We start from the raw sequence: 18272 nt of genomic DNA, 5'->3' as shown, positions 1-18272 counted from the left end.
TGAAAATGATAATGCGTCTAAATAAGTTCGACGAGAAGGTTAGGCTAAATGTTGCAGCAAGATCCCCATGCGGTAGTTGATGTTGTTTTACAAGGCGGTGTCATCGCGTACCCAACAGAGGCGGTATATGGCTTAGGTTGCGATCCTGATAATGACAGTGCCATTCAAAAGTTGCTTGAATTAAAGCAAAGGCCTTGGCAAAAAGGGCTGATCTTAGTGGCTAGCGATTTTTCACAGCTAAAGCCCTATATTGACGAATCGCAGCTTAGTGCCGAGCGGTTGCAACAAGTATTCGACAAATGGCCTGGGCCCTTCACCTTTATCATGCCCATTAAACCTAACTTATCTCAGTTACTCTGCGGCCAATTTAATTCATTGGCGGTAAGGGTCTCTAATCATCCCGGTGTACAAGCCTTATGCCAAGCTCTGGGTAAACCCATTGTTTCGACCAGCGCCAATTTGACCGGCCAAGATCCTGCGATGACGGCAGCAGAGGTGATTTTGCAGTTTGATGGCAAAATCGATGCGCTGGTTACAGGCGAGTTAGGCCGTGAGCTAAAGCCTTCGACGATAATCGATGCCATTAGCGGCAAGATTTTGAGATAAAACCGCTTTTACGTTGAAATTAGATAAAACCATAACAAGGACTAAATATGAGTAAGCCAACTACCTGTGAGGTCAAAGCATTCCTACTCGGTCTGCAACAGCAGATATGCGAAGGTTTAGAGCGCCTCGATGGTAAGGCTGAGTTTATTGCTGACTCTTGGACGCGAGAAGAGGGTGGCGGCGGAACCAGTCGTGTGATGACCGATGGACAAGTGTTCGAACAGGCCGGGGTTAATTTTTCCCATGTGACGGGAGCCGCCATGCCAGCATCGGCCACGGCGCATCGTCCTGAGTTGGCGGGCCGTAGTTTCGAGGCGATGGGCGTGTCATTGGTTATTCACCCCAAAAATCCTTATATCCCAACCACTCACGCTAATGTTCGTTTCTTTATTGCCGAAAAAGAGGGCGCCGATCCAGTATGGTGGTTTGGTGGTGGGTTCGACCTCACTCCTTATTATCCGTTTGAAGAAGATGTCATTGGCTGGCATCAAAGTGCCAAAGAGTTATGTGAGCCTTTTGGCGATGATGTTTATCCTAAATACAAGAAATGGTGTGATGACTATTTCTTCTTGCCACATCGCAACGAAACCCGTGGTGTGGGTGGCTTGTTCTTTGATGATCTCAATGAACAAGGCTTCGATACCAGCTTTGCCTTTATGCAGGCGGTGGGTAATGGGTTTTTAAACGCCTATGCGCCTATAGTTGAACGCCGCAAAGACACTGAATATGGTGAGCGCGAGCGTAACTTCCAGCTCTATCGTCGCGGGCGCTATGTCGAGTTTAATTTAGTGTATGACCGAGGCACCTTATTCGGGCTGCAAACCGGTGGCCGTACCGAGTCTATTTTGATGTCGATGCCGCCATTAGTGCGTTGGCAATATGCTTACACCCCTGAAGAGGGTAGCCCAGAGGCGCTGCTTTATAGCGATTACCTCGCGCCAAGAGATTGGTTAGGCACTAAGTAACACTGTAAAAAGGAGCTAATCAGCTCCTTTTTTGTGGATTATTACGTCATCTTTATCGATTACGCATATGGTCGGCAAGAGTCGATATGGCTTGATAGATGGCTTCTCTATGCTGTGGCTGCTGAATCTCTAGCTCAATAGCGCGTTTCATACACAGTAACCATTGATCGCGCATGTCACTATCGATAGCAAAAGACATATGCCTTGCCCTAAGAGCAGGATGACCGTATTTTTTCTCAAACAGCGGTGGGCCACCTAGCCAGCCACTTAAAAACTCAAATAGTTTCTGCTCCGATTCGGCGATAGGTGAGTGATGCATCGCTAACAGCGCCTGAGTCTCAGGATTACTTTGCATCTGCAGATAAAACTGTTTTGCTAATGCCGCAATGACTTTCTCACCACCGATACGATCGTAAGCATTCGACTGCTGTGGATCTCGTTGATCCTGCTTTTTAGATATTAACCTTGTTAACCACTTCATTGCCAAAACTGCCATTACCTTAGCCTTGTTATATGCCGCGCACACTAGCTTATCTGCTCAAAGCGATCAACTAACACCTTTAGCGCTTCAATGGCAGCTTATTATAAGTAACACTTGGTTTTTTGGCTTTGATTCACAGATAAAGCATGGGTAGACTGATGCCATCGTCAAAAAACTGAGTCAATCGATGACAGACAGATATGCCGTATTGGGTAATCCAATAGGTCACAGTAAATCGCCCGCGATTCATCAAGCGTTTGCCGCAGCCACAGGGCAAGCAGTAAGTTATGAAGCGATACTCGCGCCAATCGATGGCTTTGAGCCTTGTTTACGGCAATTTATTGCTAATGGTGGCAAAGGGGCCAATGTTACCGTGCCTTTTAAGGAGCAGGCCTTTGCCTTATGCGATGAACTTAGTGAAGAGGCCAAACTGGCTGGCGCAGTGAACACCTTAAGCGTATTAAAAGGCGGTCGATTAAGAGGTGACAATACCGATGGCATGGGGCTGGTTGCCGATCTGCAGCGTCATATCGGCAAGCTTAATGGCAAGAAAGTATTACTCGTGGGGGCTGGTGGTGCGGCAAGAGGCTCTATCCTTCCTTTACTCAATAGTGGCATCGACTCGATAGTTATCCATAACCGTACCCACGAGAAAGCTACCGCCTTAGCCAAGCTATTTGCTCCCTTTGGCGATATTCAGGCTAAGGGGCTAGACGAGCTAGAGCAGCCTTTTGATCTGGTGATTAACTCGACATCATCGAGTCTAAGCGGTGAAGCTCCTGCATTACCAAGCTCGGTAATCGGTACTCATACCGCTTGTTACGACATGATGTATGCCAAGCAGCTTACTGCCTTTAATCTGTGGGCGCGGGAGCAAGGTGCCGAGCAAGTGATTGATGGTCTCGGGATGCTTGTCGGCCAAGCTGCCAAGAGCTTTGCATTGTGGCGCGGCATCGAGCCTGATGTTACCCCAGTACTCGCTAGCTTGCGCGAGCAATTAAGCTAGCACTAGGCGCAGTAAAATCTGTAATTTAGTAATTTTCAAGTTAGTAAAGGGTAGGGTATGAATCAAAGCGTCATATTTAGCGACAGTTGCCAATGGGATGCAGAGCGCAGCGCCATTCATTTTGTCGCGCAGCAACAAGGGATGACGATCGACTGTTATATTAGCCTAGCGGTACTGCAGACATTATCAGGCACGGAAGGGGGTCTGCCTCAGCAGGCTATCGACCTGTTTGAACAATTTCGATTCGATATAGAGGATAAGGCACAAGAGCTCATCGACCAGGAAGCGGTCGATGAGCAGGGCTGTTTAGTGATTAATTCAATTTAAGTCGGTAAGTTCTGTAGCGCTTCTTCTATATACTCATTCTTCAACCGCACATAGTTGTCGGCCGATTGTGGTAAGAAGTTCAATTCATCTTGGGTCAAGGCTCTGATCTTTTTCGCAGGGCTTCCCACATAAAGGTGGCCCTTCTCAAGTGTCTTATTCGGAGGAACCAAAGAGCCCGCTCCCAAGATCACATCATCTTCAATGATCGCCCCATCTAAAATAATCGCTCCCATACCAATGAGAATACGATCCCCCAACTGACAACCATGCAGCATGGCTTTATGGCCAATAGTGACATCATCGCCAATAATCAACGGATGACCCTGCGGACGTGCGGCCGATTTACGGGTCACGTGCAATACAGTGCCGTCTTGAATATTAGAGCGCTTCCCAATTCTTATGTGGTTCACATCGCCACGAGCTGCCACTAAAGGCCAAACACTAGCATCGGTATCTAAAAACATGTCGCCAACCAATACACAAGCTTGGTCAATATAGACGCTGTTATCAAACTGCGGGCTGATACCCTTATAAGATCGTAAACAATTTGCCATTGGGTAGTCCTTAAAACGGCTAAAATAGCGAGAATCTAGCAGTATAATGGGTAAAAAGTAGCTAGTCAGGCTAAAAAGCATTCAAACAGTGCAAAAGTAATAGTTTTCTTTAAAAAAGCCCTTGCGCGTAATCGATAACGCCCTATAATGCGCCCCAATGACACGGCAAACAGCGTCGCTAAGCGACATGAATGCAGTGACTCAGCAAGTTGAGTTTAAAGTGAACAAGTTGAAAAACTTATTAAAAATCACTTGACGCCAACAGTGGGAAGTGTAGAATACGCATCCCTAAGCCAACGACCTAGCGTCAACGGCAGCTAACTTAACGCATTAATTGCTCTGATGTTAGCAACGCTCTTTAACAAGATGAAACAAGAAATCTGTGTGGACACTCACAGGTGTTGAGTTAATCGAAATTGCCTAACCTTCGGGTTGGCAATCAAAGAATTAAATCAATGTAACGATGAGTGTTCATAGCAATATGTACAAACGTTTTTAAGATTCTTCCGAGTCTTTTAAACGGAATCAGAATTCATTGAGCCGAATCGCAAGATTCAACAAAACTTTAATTGAAGAGTTTGATCATGGCTCAGATTGAACGCTGGCGGCAGGCCTAACACATGCAAGTCGAGCGGTAACAGGAAGAAAGCTTGCTTTCTTTGCTGACGAGCGGCGGACGGGTGAGTAATGCCTAGGGAACTGCCCAGTCGAGGGGGATAACAGTTGGAAACGACTGCTAATACCGCATACGCCCTACGGGGGAAAAGAGGGGACCTTCGGGCCTTCTGCGATTGGATGTACCTAGGTGGGATTAGCTAGTTGGTGAGGTAATGGCTCACCAAGGCGACGATCCCTAGCTGTTCTGAGAGGATGATCAGCCACACTGGGACTGAGACACGGCCCAGACTCCTACGGGAGGCAGCAGTGGGGAATATTGCACAATGGGCGCAAGCCTGATGCAGCCATGCCGCGTGTGTGAAGAAGGCCTTCGGGTTGTAAAGCACTTTCAGCGAGGAGGAAAGCTTAAGCGTTAATAGCGTTTAGGTGTGACGTTACTCGCAGAAGAAGGACCGGCTAACTTCGTGCCAGCAGCCGCGGTAATACGAGGGGTCCAAGCGTTAATCGGAATTACTGGGCGTAAAGCGTACGCAGGCGGTTTGTTAAGCGAGATGTGAAAGCCCCGGGCTCAACCTGGGAATTGCATTTCGAACTGGCAGACTAGAGTCTTGTAGAGGGGGGTAGAATTTCAGGTGTAGCGGTGAAATGCGTAGAGATCTGAAGGAATACCGGTGGCGAAGGCGGCCCCCTGGACAAAGACTGACGCTCAGGTACGAAAGCGTGGGGAGCAAACAGGATTAGATACCCTGGTAGTCCACGCCGTAAACGATGTCTACTCGGAGTTTGGTGCCTTGAGCACTGGGCTCCCAAGCTAACGCATTAAGTAGACCGCCTGGGGAGTACGGCCGCAAGGTTAAAACTCAAATGAATTGACGGGGGCCCGCACAAGCGGTGGAGCATGTGGTTTAATTCGATGCAACGCGAAGAACCTTACCTACTCTTGACATCCAGAGAATTCGCTAGAGATAGCTTAGTGCCTTCGGGAACTCTGAGACAGGTGCTGCATGGCTGTCGTCAGCTCGTGTTGTGAAATGTTGGGTTAAGTCCCGCAACGAGCGCAACCCTTATCCTTATTTGCCAGCACGTAATGGTGGGAACTTTAGGGAGACTGCCGGTGATAAACCGGAGGAAGGTGGGGACGACGTCAAGTCATCATGGCCCTTACGAGTAGGGCTACACACGTGCTACAATGGCAAGTACAGAGGGTTGCAAAGCCGCGAGGTGGAGCTAATCTCACAAAGCTTGTCGTAGTCCGGATTGGAGTCTGCAACTCGACTCCATGAAGTCGGAATCGCTAGTAATCGTGGATCAGAATGCCACGGTGAATACGTTCCCGGGCCTTGTACACACCGCCCGTCACACCATGGGAGTGGGCTGCACCAGAAGTAGATAGCTTAACCTTCGGGAGGGCGTTTACCACGGTGTGGTTCATGACTGGGGTGAAGTCGTAACAAGGTAGCCCTAGGGGAACCTGGGGCTGGATCACCTCCTTACCTATACGACTAACTCAATATTTGCTGAGTGTTCACACAGATAACTTGTTCTTGTTAGAGCAGGTGGCACGTCTTAACGGCGATGCTTGTTCTTTAAAAATTTGGAAAGCTGATAGTGTTAATGTGAAAGGGATAGTGACGTACTTGTACGTGATTATTTGTAACATTGACGCGAAAATTAAAATTGAGTTCTCAAACACTTAAATCAAGTGCCGAGTCATTGTAATGATGATTCATGAGTATTCTTTTGGCGAAAGTAAACACCATTAGTTGCGATACAACATCAAGCTTACCCGCTTGATAAAGTTTGTTTCCTTGTGAAACTCATTTGGGTTGTATGGTTAAGTGACTAAGCGTATACGGTGGATGCCTTGGCAGTCAGAGGCGATGAAGGACGTAGTAACTTGCGAAAAGCGTTGGCGAGCTAGTAACAAGCATTTGAGCTAACGATGTCCGAATGGGGAAACCCACATGCATAAGCATGTATCACAACATGAATACATAGTGTTGTGAGGCGAACCCGGGGAACTGAAACATCTAAGTACCCGGAGGAAAAGAAATCAACCGAGATTCCCCTAGTAGCGGCGAGCGAACGGGGATTAGCCCTTAAGCGTAGAGGGTGTTAGTGGAATGTGTTGGAAAGCACAGCGGCACAGGGTGATAGCCCCGTACATGAAAACTAACTTTACGTGAAAACGAGTAGGACGGGACACGTGACATCTTGTCTGAACATGGGGGGACCATCCTCCAAGGCTAAATACTCCTGACTGACCGATAGTGAACCAGTACCGTGAGGGAAAGGCGAAAAGAACCCCTGTGAGGGGAGTGAAATAGAACCTGAAACCGTATACGTACAAGCAGTGGGAGCGGTTCTTGAGACCGTGACTGCGTACCTTTTGTATAATGGGTCAGCGACTTACATTTTGTAGCGAGGTTAAGCGAATAGCGGAGCCGTAGGGAAACCGAGTGTTAACTGCGCGTTTAGTTGCAAGGTGTAGACCCGAAACCCGGTGATCTAGCCATGGGCAGGTTGAAGGTTGAGTAACATCAACTGGAGGACCGAACACACGTATGTTGAAAAATGCGGTGATGACTTGTGGCTGGGGGTGAAAGGCCAATCAAACCGGGAGATATCTGGTTCTCCTCGAAAGCTATTTAGGTAGCGCCTCGAGCGAATACCATTGGGGGTAGAGCACTGTTAAGGCTAGGGGGTCATCCCGACTTACCAACCCTTTGCAAACTCCGAATACCAATGAGTACTACTCGGGAGACACACGGCGGGTGCTAACGTCCGTCGTGAAAAGGGAAACAACCCAGACCATCAGCTAAGGTCCCAAAGTTATTGCTAAGTGGGAAACGATGTGGGAAGGCTTAGACAGCTAGGATGTTGGCTTAGAAGCAGCCATCATTTAAAGAAAGCGTAATAGCTCACTAGTCGAGTCGGCCTGCGCGGAAGATTTAACGGGGCTAAGCAATACACCGAAGCTATGGGTACTAGCGCTTGCGCTAGTGCGGTAGAGGAGCGTTCTGTAAGCCGTTGAAGGTGAAGGGGTAACCCACGCTGGAGGTATCAGAAGTGCGAATGCTGACATGAGTAACGATAAAGGGGGTGAAAAACCCCCTCGCCGAAAGACCAAGGGTTCCTGTCCAATGTTAATCAGGGCAGGGTGAGTCGACCCCTAAGGCGAGGCCGAAAGGCGTAGTCGATGGGAAACAGGTTAATATTCCTGTACTTCTGCTAACTGCGATGGAGAGACGGAGAAGGCTAGGCTAGCGCGGCGTTGGTTGTCCGCGTTTAAGGCTGTAGGTGGTGCACTTAGGCAAATCCGGGTGCACATACACTGAGAGTTGACGACGAGGTTCTACGGAACTGAAGTAGTTGATGCCATGCTTCCAGGAAAATCTTCTAAGCTTCAGGTTAGCAGGAATCGTACCCCAAACCGACACAGGTGGTTGGGTAGAGAATACCAAGGCGCTTGAGAGAACTCGGCTGAAGGAACTAGGCAAAATGGTACCGTAACTTCGGGAGAAGGTACGCTCCTGTTGGTGATGAGACTTGCTCTCTAAGCTGACGGGAGTCGCAGATACCAGGTGGCTGCAACTGTTTATCAAAAACACAGCACTGTGCAAACTCGCAAGAGGAAGTATACGGTGTGACGCCTGCCCGGTGCCGGAAGGTTAATTGATTGGGTTATCTTCGGAGAAGCTCATGATCGAAGCCCCGGTAAACGGCGGCCGTAACTATAACGGTCCTAAGGTAGCGAAATTCCTTGTCGGGTAAGTTCCGACCTGCACGAATGGCGTAATGATGGCCACGCTGTCTCCAGCCGAGACTCAGTGAAGTTGAAATTGCGGTGAAGATGCCGTATACCCGCGGCTAGACGGAAAGACCCCGTGAACCTTTACTATAGCTTGGCACTGAACATTGACCCTACATGTGTAGGATAGGTGGGAGACTTTGAAGCAGGAACGCCAGTTCTTGTGGAGTCAACCTTGAAATACCACCCTTGTAGTGTTGATGTTCTAACTCTGGCCCCTGAATCGGGGTTGAGGACAGTGCCTGGTGGGTAGTTTGACTGGGGCGGTCTCCTCCCAAAGAGTAACGGAGGAGCACGAAGGTTGGCTAAGTACGGTCGGACATCGTACGGTTAGTGCAATGGCATAAGCCAGCTTAACTGCGAGACATACACGTCGAGCAGGTGCGAAAGCAGGTCATAGTGATCCGGTGGTTCTGAATGGAAGGGCCATCGCTCAACGGATAAAAGGTACTCCGGGGATAACAGGCTGATACCGCCCAAGAGTTCATATCGACGGCGGTGTTTGGCACCTCGATGTCGGCTCATCACATCCTGGGGCTGAAGTCGGTCCCAAGGGTATGGCTGTTCGCCATTTAAAGTGGTACGCGAGCTGGGTTCAGAACGTCGTGAGACAGTTCGGTCCCTATCTGCCGTGGGCGTTGGATGATTGAAGGGAGCTGCTCCTAGTACGAGAGGACCGGAGTGGACGAACCGCTGGTGTTCGGGTTGTCATGCCAATGGCATTGCCCGGTAGCTACGTTCGGAATCGATAACCGCTGAAAGCATCTAAGCGGGAAGCGAGCCCTAAGATGAGTCATCCCTAGGACTTTAAGTCCTCTAAAGGGCCGTAGGAGACTACTACGTTGATAGGCAAGGTGTGTAAGCGTTGTGAGGCGTTGAGCTAACTTGTACTAATGACCCGTGAGGCTTAACCATACAACCCAAAAGGGTTTCTAACTAAGTGAATACTTAGCGAAAGAATACCGACACTTGATTTAGTGTGACCAATTTTAATCTCTCTTGCTTCTTGAAATACAGGATTGAGAGCAGCTTTTCAAATTTACCAAATTTGTCTGGAAACCATAGCATTGTGGTACCACCTGATCCCATCCCGAACTCAGAAGTGAAACGCAATCGCGCCGATGGTAGTGTGGGGTCTCCCCATGTGAGAGTAGGTCATTTCCAGACGCCTAATAAGCTCAATAGAGCACGTCTCCTAACCATGACACGTTAGCGACGATAAAAGAATTTAGACTTCGGTCTAAAGGAGCGGTAGTTCAGTTGGTTAGAATACCGGCCTGTCACGCCGGGGGTCGCGGGTTCGAGTCCCGTCCGCTCCGCCAACATTACGATAAGCCCTTAGCAGCAATGCTAAGGGCTTTTTCGTATTTGTTTATCAGAGAAATGATAACGATGGTACTAAGTGTAGTGCGTAAGTCGTTGCTAAAGCTGCGGTCTCTCTCGATCATCCATGGTCTACATGACATTTATGCATCCATGCCCTTCGTCGTTCAGTTGGAACAACTATGTTGCCGATATTGTTTGACACTCACCCCACCCTAATGGCTGACTCTTTATAAGTAGAAAGCCGTCTGCATTCTGCCAATAGCCAGTTCGACTCAATATATCCCTATATAAAAGCCAGTTCAGTATCCTTGTTTCTCATTCGCTAGCATTTGGCTGTCGCCAAGTTGACTCTAGCTCTCGTTCATAAGCTTATTACTACGTCATATTTTCCCTGTCTATTTCGCTGTCTATATACCCTACTCCATGTTGGTCGAATGTTTTTGTTAAGCGGGTTAGGGTGCCCTTGTGATTGCTCGAAGCGGTATCTGCGGATAAGTTGGTGAATATCGAACCACTATTTCGATAAGTTTAGGGCTGTTTTTAATGCATAGATATGACTGGGTGGCTCAATGCAGATGGGGAGGTGGTTTATGACTGCGTTTATCTGTATGTAGATAAAGCCAATGGAGAGCGGTGAGCGATGTTTACCGCTAGTTTATTGGGATAGCCCTTATTGGGTATGACTACCCCAAAGTGATGGGGTTTAGGCGTATTGCTGGAAAAAGTCAAATAGGCTGTTAAGGGCGTGATTGCGGATGCTGTCGCTCTCAAACAGTATTTCGTGCCGCGCGCCATGGATAATGACCCGCTGGGCCTTCTCCCCTATTGCCCTGTCTTGTGCCGTGTTATCGACTATGGTGTCTTCATCTGCTTGCAGAATTAACGTGGGGACAGTACTGTATTTGACGCTGTTAACGCAGTATTCAGCAGCCTTAATTGACTCGGTTAGCCAGCGATTGGTAGGTGAGCCTAACTGTAATTCGGGGCGCTCGTTATAGAGCTGTTGGTAACGCTGATAGCGTATTCGACAATGAGTAAGCTCATTTTTTTCAAAGGCTACCTGACGATAGTTGCACCCGCCAGGTACATAGTTGGGTTCGCCATCTCGTCTGAATTTGTCTAACCAAGTGGCAAGCCAGAGGACCGCCGGTTTAGGCGCGGGTAACCGTATGCCATACATGGGCGCAGAAAATGCAGCCGCGCTAAAGGTGTGAGGATTACGTGCGACATACAGGCTACTGATGGCGCAGCCCATGGAATGCCCCATCAAAAAAAGAGGGCTCTCTTGTGCTTGTGCGGGTAGGACAACCTGTTCGATAAATTTTTCAAAGTCATCAACATAGTCATCAAAATGCTCGACATGTCCCTTATGAGGATTCAATGTCAGCCGACTAGAGAGTCCTTGTCCTCGGTGATCCAGAGCATAAACATTGTAACCTTGCTGATAGCAATCGTAGATCACTTCTTGGTACTTAAGGTAAGACTCGACGCGGCCATTACTGAGCACTAGGGTGCGCTTATGGCTGGGATGAGTCACTGCCATATAAGCCAGTGTGATCTCTGGGCTGACCGTCAGTTCACCAGTGGTTATTTGTTGCCAAAAACGTTGTAATTGGGGGGAGGTAAGCGTGTGCTCACTGCTGTAAGGATGAGGTATTACTGAGCCAGTTGTCGGTGTCATAGGGGTTACAGTCATTGAGTGAGCAAGATAAAAGTGGGTGCATTATAAGCTCATGAGTGTAACAGAGAAAAGCTTATGATGGCGATCAATCTTGCGTGCTAGCCTTGGGGCTCACCAAGGCTAGCGGCTAGGTTAACCGAGTTGCCCAGCGATCATCAGTTCTTTGGTTTCAGGCACTTCGTTATAGGAGAGTACATGTAGTCCTCTGGCAAAAGCCAGTGCATAACGAGCCAGCAGCGGCCTTAGTTGTGGCGATACCAGTAAGATAGGGCTGTGACCTTTCTCTTTGGTCTCGCTCAGCAGTTGTGGCATGCGCTGTTGTAGCTGGGCGAGTAAACTCGGTTCTACCGGAAAACTGTCGAGTGCCACTTTGCCCTGTTGCTGCGACTGGTTGAGTGCGGTCATCAGGGTTTGCTCTAATTCCGGCGCTAGGGTCAGTACATTCAATTTGGCACTGGTGCCCACTATCTGTTGTAAGATGCTGTTGCGCAATGCACAGCGAACATCGGCGGCCAGTAATACGGGATCTTTGGTCTGCTCGCTGCACTCAAGTAACGTGGTGGCGATGGTGCGAATATCTTTTAACGGCACCTGCTCTTTTAACAGCAAACGAAATACTTTCAGTAATTGCACCGGAGTTAACGCCGTGGTTAAGGATTCTGCCAGTTTAGGCGCTTGTTTACTGAGGCGATCGCTCAGATGCATAATATCATCGTGTTGCAATAAGTCGGCCAGCGATTCTCGTAGCTGTTTGCTCACATGGGTGGCAATAACGGTCGCGTTGTCGACCACCGAGTAGCCTAAATTCAACGCCTTGGCTTTAATATCCGTGTCTATCCAAACCGCATCCATTTGATAGGCTGGTTCGACCGTTAAGATACCATCAATTTTGCCATAGACTGGACCACTTTTAATGGCCATAAGACGATCGGGTTCTAACTCGGCATAGGCCACCTGAGTGCCCATAAAATTGATTTGATAGGCATTAGGGGCAAGAGTGAGGTTGTCTCGTACCCGCACTTCTGCAAGCAAGAAGCCTGCTTGTTCTGACAAGGTGCGTCTAATCCCGGTGAGGCGTTTTTGCAGTTCGGCGCCCTTGGTCTTTTCCACTAAATGCACTAGACGATAGCCAAGGCGAACCTCGATAATATCTGTGTAGGGCAGCGCGTCCCAGCTCGGTGCCGAGGGCTCAGTGAGGGTGTTCTCAATGGTTTCATCAGCGCTACTCTCGGCAATGGGCGTCACATTACGGCTTTGTCGCCATGAGGCGAACCCCAGTAACAGTGCAAACGACAGGAACACCGCTGCTGGCATGCCAGGGGTAATGCCTAAGATAAACATCACCACTGCCGCAGTCGCTAAAGTCTTTGGGTTAGCCAGTAGTTGCCGCGTTAACTGCGCCGGCATCTCTTCAGCATCAGAGACGCGGGTCACTATGATGGCTGCCGCTGTGGCTAACAATAGTGAGGGGATCTGGGCAACTAGGCCGTCACCTATGGTGAGTAGCGCGTAAGTTTTAAAGGCATCGGCGGCACTGAGATCGTGCATAAAGATACCGATACTGATACCACCAATAATGTTGATCGCGAGGATCAACAGGCCGGCAATGGCATCACCACGGACAAACTTAGAGGCACCGTCCATCGAACCATAGAAATCGGCTTCTCTGGCGACATCTTGGCGGCGGATGCGGGCCTGTTCATGGGTGAGGGTGCCTGCATTAAGATCGGCATCAATCGCCATCTGTTTACCGGGCAAGGCATCGAGTGTAAAGCGCGCAGATACCTCAGAAATACGTTCGCCACCTTTAGTGATCACCACAAAGTTGATGATCATTAAGATGAGGAAGATTACCGCACCGACAACATAGTTGCCGCCAATGACCACTTCACCAAAAGCTTGAATGACTCGACCTGCAGCATCGCCGCCTTCGTGGCCTTCAATTAACACCACTCGGGTGGATGCCACGTTCAGTGTCAAGCGCATCAAGGTGGCTAGCAGTAGGAGCGTTGGGAATACCGAAAACTCCAATGGCCGGCGGATCGACACACTCACCAACAACACCATCACCGCAAGGACGATGTTGAAGGTAAAGAGGACGTCGAGCAACCAAGGTGGCAGCGGCAAAATCACCATCGCCAGAATCGCCAGCAGCATCACAGGGATACCGATAGCGCTATAGTTTCCTGAAAAGGTGCGTGATAGCCAGTTCATAGGTTAAGCAATCCTTTAATCGTGTCGTAAATGTGGAGGAATGAAGAAATGAGGCAAAGGCTCAGGCTTTTGTTGTTTGCCTTGGCGAGACGCCTTAATCTGCATTACATAGCTAAGTACATGGGCAATCGCGGTAAATAGCGCTGCCGGAATTTGTTGATCGACCTGTGTCGTATGATAGATAGCGCGGGTAAGCGCCGGGATCTCAATCACTTCGATATTATGTTGCTTGGCGAGCTTACGCATATACAGGGCTAACTCTTCGGTGCCCTTAGTGATAACGTAAGGGGCATCAGCCAAGTTGGGGTCATACTTTAAGGCCACCGCATAATGGGTGGGGTTAACCAAGAGCACATCGGCTTTTGGAATCACGGTATCGGCACGAGAGCGCGCCATACGTTGTTGTAATTGACGTATTTTGGCCTTAATTTCGGGCTTACCTTCCTGCTGCTTATGTTCATCTTTAAGATCTTGATGAGACATGCGCAGCTCTTTACGGTGATGCCAATATTGATAGGGCACATCAATCAGCGCGATGGCCAGCAGACCTGTACCTAAATAAAGCATCCCTTCCGATAGCAGGGTCATACCGCGGCTAATCGCCTCGTCGATGGGCAGCTGACTGTAGTTCAGCAGCTCTTGTAAATGACTACTTAAAAACGTAAACATGATGCCGATCAACAACACAATTTTAAGCACAGACTTAAGCAGCTCGACCAAGGATTGCACCGAGAAGATGCGACCAATGCCAGAGACAGGATCGATGCGGCTATATTTAAATCCCGCATTACTAAAGCTCAATAGGGGGCCACCGGGCAGGGCGCCAGCCACGGCAGCCAATAGTGCCACCATAATAAACAGCGGCCCCAATAGCTCGAGCATATGCATCAGGCTCGCGCCTAAGTGGCGTGTCATCATATCTGGCTGGTTAAGATCGGCCTTGGTCAGGTACATATTGTATTTGAGCAGCTCTTTGACTTTCTCGGCAAACCAGTCGGCACTGCTGGTGAGCATCAAAGAACAGCTAATGATCAGTGCCGCTGCCGCCAGATCTTTCGATCGCGGTACCTGGCCCTCTTCTCTGGCCTTGCGCAGTTTCTGCTGGGTGGGTTCCTCGGTTTTATCGTGCTTATCGTCCTGACTCATGCACTGCCACCAATAAATTGATACATAGCGGTGAGCGCATCGAGGCAGACATCGCTGTAGCGACTAGGGATACCACTGAAAGAGAGTAATACGCACAGCAAGCCCATCAGCATGGTCATCGGAAAACCCAGCGAAAAAATATTCAACGAGGGGGCGGCGCGGCTTAATACGCCAAAGGTAATGTTAACCATCAACATGGCTAATACTGCCGGAATCGCCAGCATTAATGACGCCGAAAATAGCCAGCCAACGCGATTAACCAGTCCCATTAACGGCAGATCAAAAATGCCAGTGCCAACTGGCCACAGACGAAAGCTGTCGACCAGTATGCCAATCGCGACTAAGTGACCATCTAAGGCTAGGAAGATTAAGGTGCCAAACATCAAAAACCATTGGCTTAAAATCGGATTAGAGTTGCCATTAGCCGGATCATTCATAATGGCCATCGCCAAGCCCATCTGCAGTGACATGATAGTGCCCAGCATGCTCATCACGTGCAGTAAGATGCTGAGAAACAACCCCAGCATAAAGCCAATTAATAACTGTTCAATCGCCAGTAACAGCGCGCCAACCGAGACGGCATCCACCTGAGGCACGGGGGGCAGCATAGGGCCTAGCAGCGCGGCCAAGCAGAATGCCAGTAAAATCCTCACCGTCACAGGTACGAAGGCATTACCCAGCAACGGCATCACGATAAATGCCCCCATTAGGCGACAAAAAGGCCACCAGAAGCTGCCAATCATGGTGCTGATCTCGATTGAAGTGAGCGAAAGCATGTCAGCCTATGATGTGGGGAATGTTCATAAATAACTGGTCGAAGAAATCCATTAGTTTCTGAATTAACCAATGGCCAGCAAAAAGTACCATTAACAGGGTCAAGACCAAGCGGGGTAAGAAACTCAAGGTTTGTTCATTGACCTGAGTTGCCGCTTGGAATACGGCGATCAACAAGCCCAGCACTAGGCCGGGGGTCACGAGCACCATCACCATGGCGACCACAAGGTACATGGCATCGGCAAATAAAACCGTGAGTTGGTTGGTATCCATGACGTTACCCAAAACTCGCGGTCAGGGTACTGACCGTCATCGACCAGCCATCAACCAAAACAAAGATCATCAGCTTAAATGGCAGCGAAATGATCAGTGGCGACAACATCATCATCCCCATAGACATCAGCACGCTGGCCACGACCAAGTCGATCACTAAAAAGGGTAAAAATAACAAAAAGCCAATTTGAAATGCCGTTTTTAGCTCGCTCAGCACAAAGGCGGGCATTAGCACAAAAAAGGGCACATCTGCCGCTTTAAGATTGGTAGGTTCACCCGCAATCTTAAGCATCTGCTCTAAGTCGGTTTCTCGGGTTTGTGCCAGCATAAACTGACTCAAGGGCACTTTGGCAATAGCGACCGCTTCGGTTAGTTCAAGCTGACCTTGATCATAAGGCAGGTAGGCATCTTGATAGATACGCTCCCCCACCGGGCGCATGATAAAAATCGTTAGCACCAGTGCAATCCCGATAAGCACCTTATTCGGTGGGCTCTGCTGTAAGCCTAATGCCTGTCTTAAAATGGCCAATACGACGACGATGCGCGTAAAGCTGGTCATCATCATTAGCAGCGCAGGCAACAGGCTTAGCGCTGTCATCAGCGCTAAGATCTCCAGCTTTATATTGACGGCTTGGCTCTCTTGAGCCCCATCGAGCGTGAGTAATGTGAGGCCATCAGCGGCAAATGCCTGAGGCGCTAAAAGGCATAGGCACAGTATCAACGCTCGCAGTAGCATTAGTCGCTTGCTCCGCCTAAACCGATATCTTCCACTTCAAGTAGACGTACACCGTAGCGTCCGCCCACCTCAACCACTTCACCCTTACCTAGCAGTGCACCGTTGACTCTGATATCTAAGGGCTCACCCACCATACGGTCTAAGGCAATCACGTCGCCTTCACCCATGCGGGTCAGCTCACCAAGACACATCTCTGCACTGGCCAATTCAAGGGTGACCTGCACAGGAAGCTGTTGAAAGAATGAGATATCTTTCAATGGTTTATTTTGAGCCTTAGGCGTTGAAAAGTTATCTTCGGCGAAAATGTCATCGTCGAGTAAAAACTCGTCATTCGATAGTAAGTCCTGTTCAGCCAATGTTGCTGTCCTCATGTTGAAATATATCTTGGGTCAATTTGGCGACCATTTGGCCTTCGTGACTATGCACAGAAGCCTGGAATAAGGGGCGGTTACCCACATTAAGCTGGCCCTTAGGGTTTAAATTCATTGGCAGTATGTCGCCAACGTTAAGCTGATTAAGCGAGCGCACTGGCATGGCGTGCTGGCCTAAGGTCATCTGCAGTTTAATGGGTAATTGTTGTAGCCAAAGTTCGAGCTTTTTCGCCAGATCTTTGTTGACGACAGGCTCCTTAGGCTGCTCAGCCATCAAGCCGAGTAAGTGTTCGGTCATGCAAAACAGCATAGGTGGTACGAAACGTTCTTTGCCCAGTTCGATAGACCAGACTGCTGGCGCATCGAGTGTCATTGGTGGTTTCACCAATTCAAGTTCAATCTGCTCAGCGTCCATTGCCGTCATAGGTAGTGCATTTAAGGTGTGTACCAATAAGTTTTTCACTAGTCTGAACTCAGACTGGCTGGGCTCACGCAGCGGTGAGCTCAGAGGCGTGGCTAGGCTACCGTAATAGCAACTGGCCAGCTGATCTAAAGTGCAGCTATCGATGCGCCACCAACCTAGGGTCGTTTGTTGATAGCGGCACACAAACCAGGCATGGTAATGCTCAGGCTGCTGCGGATTATCTTGCTCTGTCAGCGTCACGTTATGCGCAGGGCCATGACCATTACGGATTAAGGGCGCCAGTACTGCATTGATGGCATCAAGTAATGGTCTGCGGCTAAGGACCAACTGCTGCAGTAAGCGTGCTCGAGCAAGTTTCTCTTGTACGAGCATCACTGGCCTAACCTTGTGGCCCGAGCCTGCCTTAAGTAGGCGAGATTTCGTCGTTGTTTTCATTTTTTCTCCGCATTGAAAGCAAGGTTCGCCTAACTGCTCACGCTAAGTACTGATTTAAAAGTTTTGATTTAAAAAGGACAAATACTAAAAATAACTCACATTAGCCTTGTTATGTCATTTATGTCATTCGTTTGCTCAAAATCAAAAAGTGAGCAATGGATCACACTTTAAAAATAAAACCTAATATAGGGTTTGTTTTATTTTTGCTCATCACTTTCGATTCGTTTGTTAGATAAAGTTTACCGATTGATCATTATTAAACATCTCATTATCAATTAGCTATTTTTATCATTAAATAAGCGCCAAATTTTTGTCGATAGTTATTTTATTGACTCTTTAAGTGTCATCTTTTTATATTTAAAGTGCAGTCCTTCTTAATTGGGCGCTAAACATACCAGTCAAGTATGTCGGTTTCAATATTAAAAGATCACCCATAGTGAACTATTTTTTAATCAGTGTGTAATTGACATAATATCTGTCATACTAGTAAAGTACTTTGCGTTTATATCGGGCAGCTCTCGATA

14 protein-coding genes, 1 tRNA gene and 3 rRNA genes are annotated in these 18272 nt (G+C 48.6%); 8 read left to right on the top strand and 10 right to left on the bottom strand.

The annotated features are described in order from the left end of the window. Nucleotides 1-48 precede the first annotated feature (48 nt). Both tsaC and hemF read left to right on the top strand, forming a co-directional pair. Nucleotides 49-606, top strand: coding sequence for an L-threonylcarbamoyladenylate synthase type 1 TsaC (gene tsaC / locus AC5YBX_RS17380; RefSeq protein WP_475515313.1), 558 nt, complete (start codon nucleotides 49-51; stop codon nucleotides 604-606). A gap of 47 nt (nucleotides 607-653) precedes the next feature. After that, nucleotides 654-1571, top strand: coding sequence for an oxygen-dependent coproporphyrinogen oxidase (gene hemF / locus AC5YBX_RS17375; protein WP_494524151.1), 918 nt, complete (start codon nucleotides 654-656; stop codon nucleotides 1569-1571). Nucleotides 1572-1623: 52 nt separating this feature from the next. On the opposite strand, the gene AC5YBX_RS17370 is transcribed toward hemF, so the two are convergent. Further along, on the bottom strand, nucleotides 1624-2052 hold the full coding sequence (locus AC5YBX_RS17370) for a group II truncated hemoglobin (protein ID WP_494524845.1): 429 nt from the start codon (nucleotides 2050-2052) through the stop codon (nucleotides 1624-1626). 187 nt (nucleotides 2053-2239) lie between these two features. On the opposite strand from AC5YBX_RS17370, the gene aroE reads away from it, so the two are divergent. Continuing rightward, nucleotides 2240-3058: a shikimate dehydrogenase gene (gene aroE, locus AC5YBX_RS17365; RefSeq protein WP_494524150.1), complete on the top strand. Its 819-nt coding sequence runs from the start codon at nucleotides 2240-2242 to the stop codon at nucleotides 3056-3058. A gap of 57 nt (nucleotides 3059-3115) precedes the next feature. Continuing rightward, nucleotides 3116-3385 carry a DUF1488 family protein gene (locus AC5YBX_RS17360; RefSeq protein ID WP_494524149.1) on the top strand — a complete coding sequence of 90 codons (270 nt, stop codon included), beginning with the start codon at nucleotides 3116-3118 and terminating at the stop codon, nucleotides 3383-3385. On the opposite strand, the gene AC5YBX_RS17355 is transcribed toward AC5YBX_RS17360, so the two are convergent. Beyond that, nucleotides 3382-3939 carry a gamma carbonic anhydrase family protein gene (locus AC5YBX_RS17355; protein ID WP_475515308.1) on the bottom strand — a complete coding sequence of 186 codons (558 nt, stop codon included), beginning with the start codon at nucleotides 3937-3939 and terminating at the stop codon, nucleotides 3382-3384. The genes AC5YBX_RS17360 and AC5YBX_RS17355 overlap by 4 nt on opposite strands. Before the next feature lie 566 nt (nucleotides 3940-4505). Here AC5YBX_RS17355 and AC5YBX_RS17350 point away from each other — a divergent pair. The 4 genes from AC5YBX_RS17350 to AC5YBX_RS17335 all read left to right on the top strand — a co-directional run bounded on the left by AC5YBX_RS17350 (nucleotide 4506) and on the right by AC5YBX_RS17335 (nucleotide 9690). Then, nucleotides 4506-6050: ribosomal RNA gene (locus AC5YBX_RS17350) — 16S ribosomal RNA — on the top strand. Nucleotides 6051-6389: 339 nt separating this feature from the next. Then, nucleotides 6390-9283 (top strand): 23S ribosomal RNA (locus tag AC5YBX_RS17345). A gap of 136 nt (nucleotides 9284-9419) precedes the next feature. Continuing rightward, a 5S ribosomal RNA gene (gene rrf / locus AC5YBX_RS17340) occupies nucleotides 9420-9535 on the top strand. Together the 16S, 23S and 5S rRNA genes with 1 tRNA gene alongside form the textbook arrangement of a ribosomal RNA operon. A gap of 78 nt (nucleotides 9536-9613) precedes the next feature. Further along, nucleotides 9614-9690: transfer RNA gene (locus tag AC5YBX_RS17335), tRNA-Asp, on the top strand. A gap of 707 nt (nucleotides 9691-10397) precedes the next feature. Here AC5YBX_RS17335 and AC5YBX_RS17330 read toward each other — a convergent pair. The 8 genes from AC5YBX_RS17330 to AC5YBX_RS17295 form a co-directional block, all read right to left on the bottom strand. Continuing rightward, complete coding sequence (locus AC5YBX_RS17330; RefSeq protein WP_494524148.1) at nucleotides 10398-11375, bottom strand: alpha/beta fold hydrolase; 978 nt, start codon at nucleotides 11373-11375, stop codon at nucleotides 10398-10400. A 132-nt stretch (nucleotides 11376-11507) separates the two neighbouring features. Then, nucleotides 11508-13589, bottom strand: coding sequence for a flagellar biosynthesis protein FlhA (gene flhA, locus AC5YBX_RS17325; RefSeq protein WP_494520506.1), 2082 nt, complete (start codon nucleotides 13587-13589; stop codon nucleotides 11508-11510). Nucleotides 13590-13604: 15 nt separating this feature from the next. Then, entirely contained in the window at nucleotides 13605-14735 is a 1131-nt protein-coding gene (gene flhB / locus AC5YBX_RS17320; RefSeq protein WP_494520507.1) for a flagellar biosynthesis protein FlhB, read from the bottom strand. Then, the gene (gene fliR, locus AC5YBX_RS17315) at nucleotides 14732-15511 is read right to left on the bottom strand and encodes a flagellar biosynthetic protein FliR (protein ID WP_494520508.1); all 780 of its coding nucleotides are present in this window, start codon (nucleotides 15509-15511) and stop codon (nucleotides 14732-14734) included. Before fliR ends, flhB begins: the two co-directional genes overlap by 4 nt. 1 nt (nucleotide 15512) lies before the next feature. Next, nucleotides 15513-15782 carry a flagellar biosynthesis protein FliQ gene (gene fliQ / locus AC5YBX_RS17310; RefSeq protein ID WP_494520509.1) on the bottom strand — a complete coding sequence of 90 codons (270 nt, stop codon included), beginning with the start codon at nucleotides 15780-15782 and terminating at the stop codon, nucleotides 15513-15515. Nucleotides 15783-15786: 4 nt separating this feature from the next. Further along, nucleotides 15787-16518: a flagellar type III secretion system pore protein FliP gene (fliP, locus tag AC5YBX_RS17305; RefSeq protein WP_494524147.1), complete on the bottom strand. Its 732-nt coding sequence runs from the start codon at nucleotides 16516-16518 to the stop codon at nucleotides 15787-15789. Then, nucleotides 16518-16874 carry a flagellar motor switch protein FliN gene (gene fliN, locus AC5YBX_RS17300; protein ID WP_110458447.1) on the bottom strand — a complete coding sequence of 119 codons (357 nt, stop codon included), beginning with the start codon at nucleotides 16872-16874 and terminating at the stop codon, nucleotides 16518-16520. The genes fliP and fliN overlap by 1 nt, the downstream gene beginning before the upstream one ends. After that, complete coding sequence (locus tag AC5YBX_RS17295) at nucleotides 16867-17748, bottom strand: FliM/FliN family flagellar motor switch protein (protein WP_494524146.1); 882 nt, start codon at nucleotides 17746-17748, stop codon at nucleotides 16867-16869. The genes fliN and AC5YBX_RS17295 overlap by 8 nt, the downstream gene beginning before the upstream one ends. Nucleotides 17749-18272: the final 524 nt, after the last annotated feature.

It is taken from the genome of Shewanella sp. 492, assembly GCF_059338445.1.
This window is presented reverse-complemented; position numbering and strand designations above follow the sequence as displayed.

Bases quoted from the DNA above. Each gene is read 5' to 3' on its own strand.
- tsaC (WP_475515313.1), top strand. From the start codon at position 49: ATGTTGCAGCAAGATCCCCATGCGGTAGTTGATGTTGTTTTACAAGGC.
- hemF (WP_494524151.1), top strand. From the start codon at position 654: ATGAGTAAGCCAACTACCTGTGAGGTCAAAGCATTCCTACTCGGTCTG.
- AC5YBX_RS17370 (WP_494524845.1), bottom strand. From the start codon at position 2,052: ATGAAGTGGTTAACAAGGTTAATATCTAAAAAGCAGGATCAACGAGAT.
- aroE (WP_494524150.1), top strand. From the start codon at position 2,240: ATGACAGACAGATATGCCGTATTGGGTAATCCAATAGGTCACAGTAAA.
- AC5YBX_RS17360 (WP_494524149.1), top strand. From the start codon at position 3,116: ATGAATCAAAGCGTCATATTTAGCGACAGTTGCCAATGGGATGCAGAG.
- AC5YBX_RS17355 (WP_475515308.1), bottom strand. From the start codon at position 3,939: ATGGCAAATTGTTTACGATCTTATAAGGGTATCAGCCCGCAGTTTGAT.
- AC5YBX_RS17330 (WP_494524148.1), bottom strand. From the start codon at position 11,375: ATGACACCGACAACTGGCTCAGTAATACCTCATCCTTACAGCAGTGAG.
- flhA (WP_494520506.1), bottom strand. From the start codon at position 13,589: ATGAACTGGCTATCACGCACCTTTTCAGGAAACTATAGCGCTATCGGT.
- flhB (WP_494520507.1), bottom strand. From the start codon at position 14,735: ATGAGTCAGGACGATAAGCACGATAAAACCGAGGAACCCACCCAGCAG.
- fliR (WP_494520508.1), bottom strand. From the start codon at position 15,511: ATGCTTTCGCTCACTTCAATCGAGATCAGCACCATGATTGGCAGCTTC.
- fliQ (WP_494520509.1), bottom strand. From the start codon at position 15,782: ATGGATACCAACCAACTCACGGTTTTATTTGCCGATGCCATGTACCTT.
- fliP (WP_494524147.1), bottom strand. From the start codon at position 16,518: ATGCTACTGCGAGCGTTGATACTGTGCCTATGCCTTTTAGCGCCTCAG.
- AC5YBX_RS17295 (WP_494524146.1), bottom strand. From the start codon at position 17,748: ATGAAAACAACGACGAAATCTCGCCTACTTAAGGCAGGCTCGGGCCAC.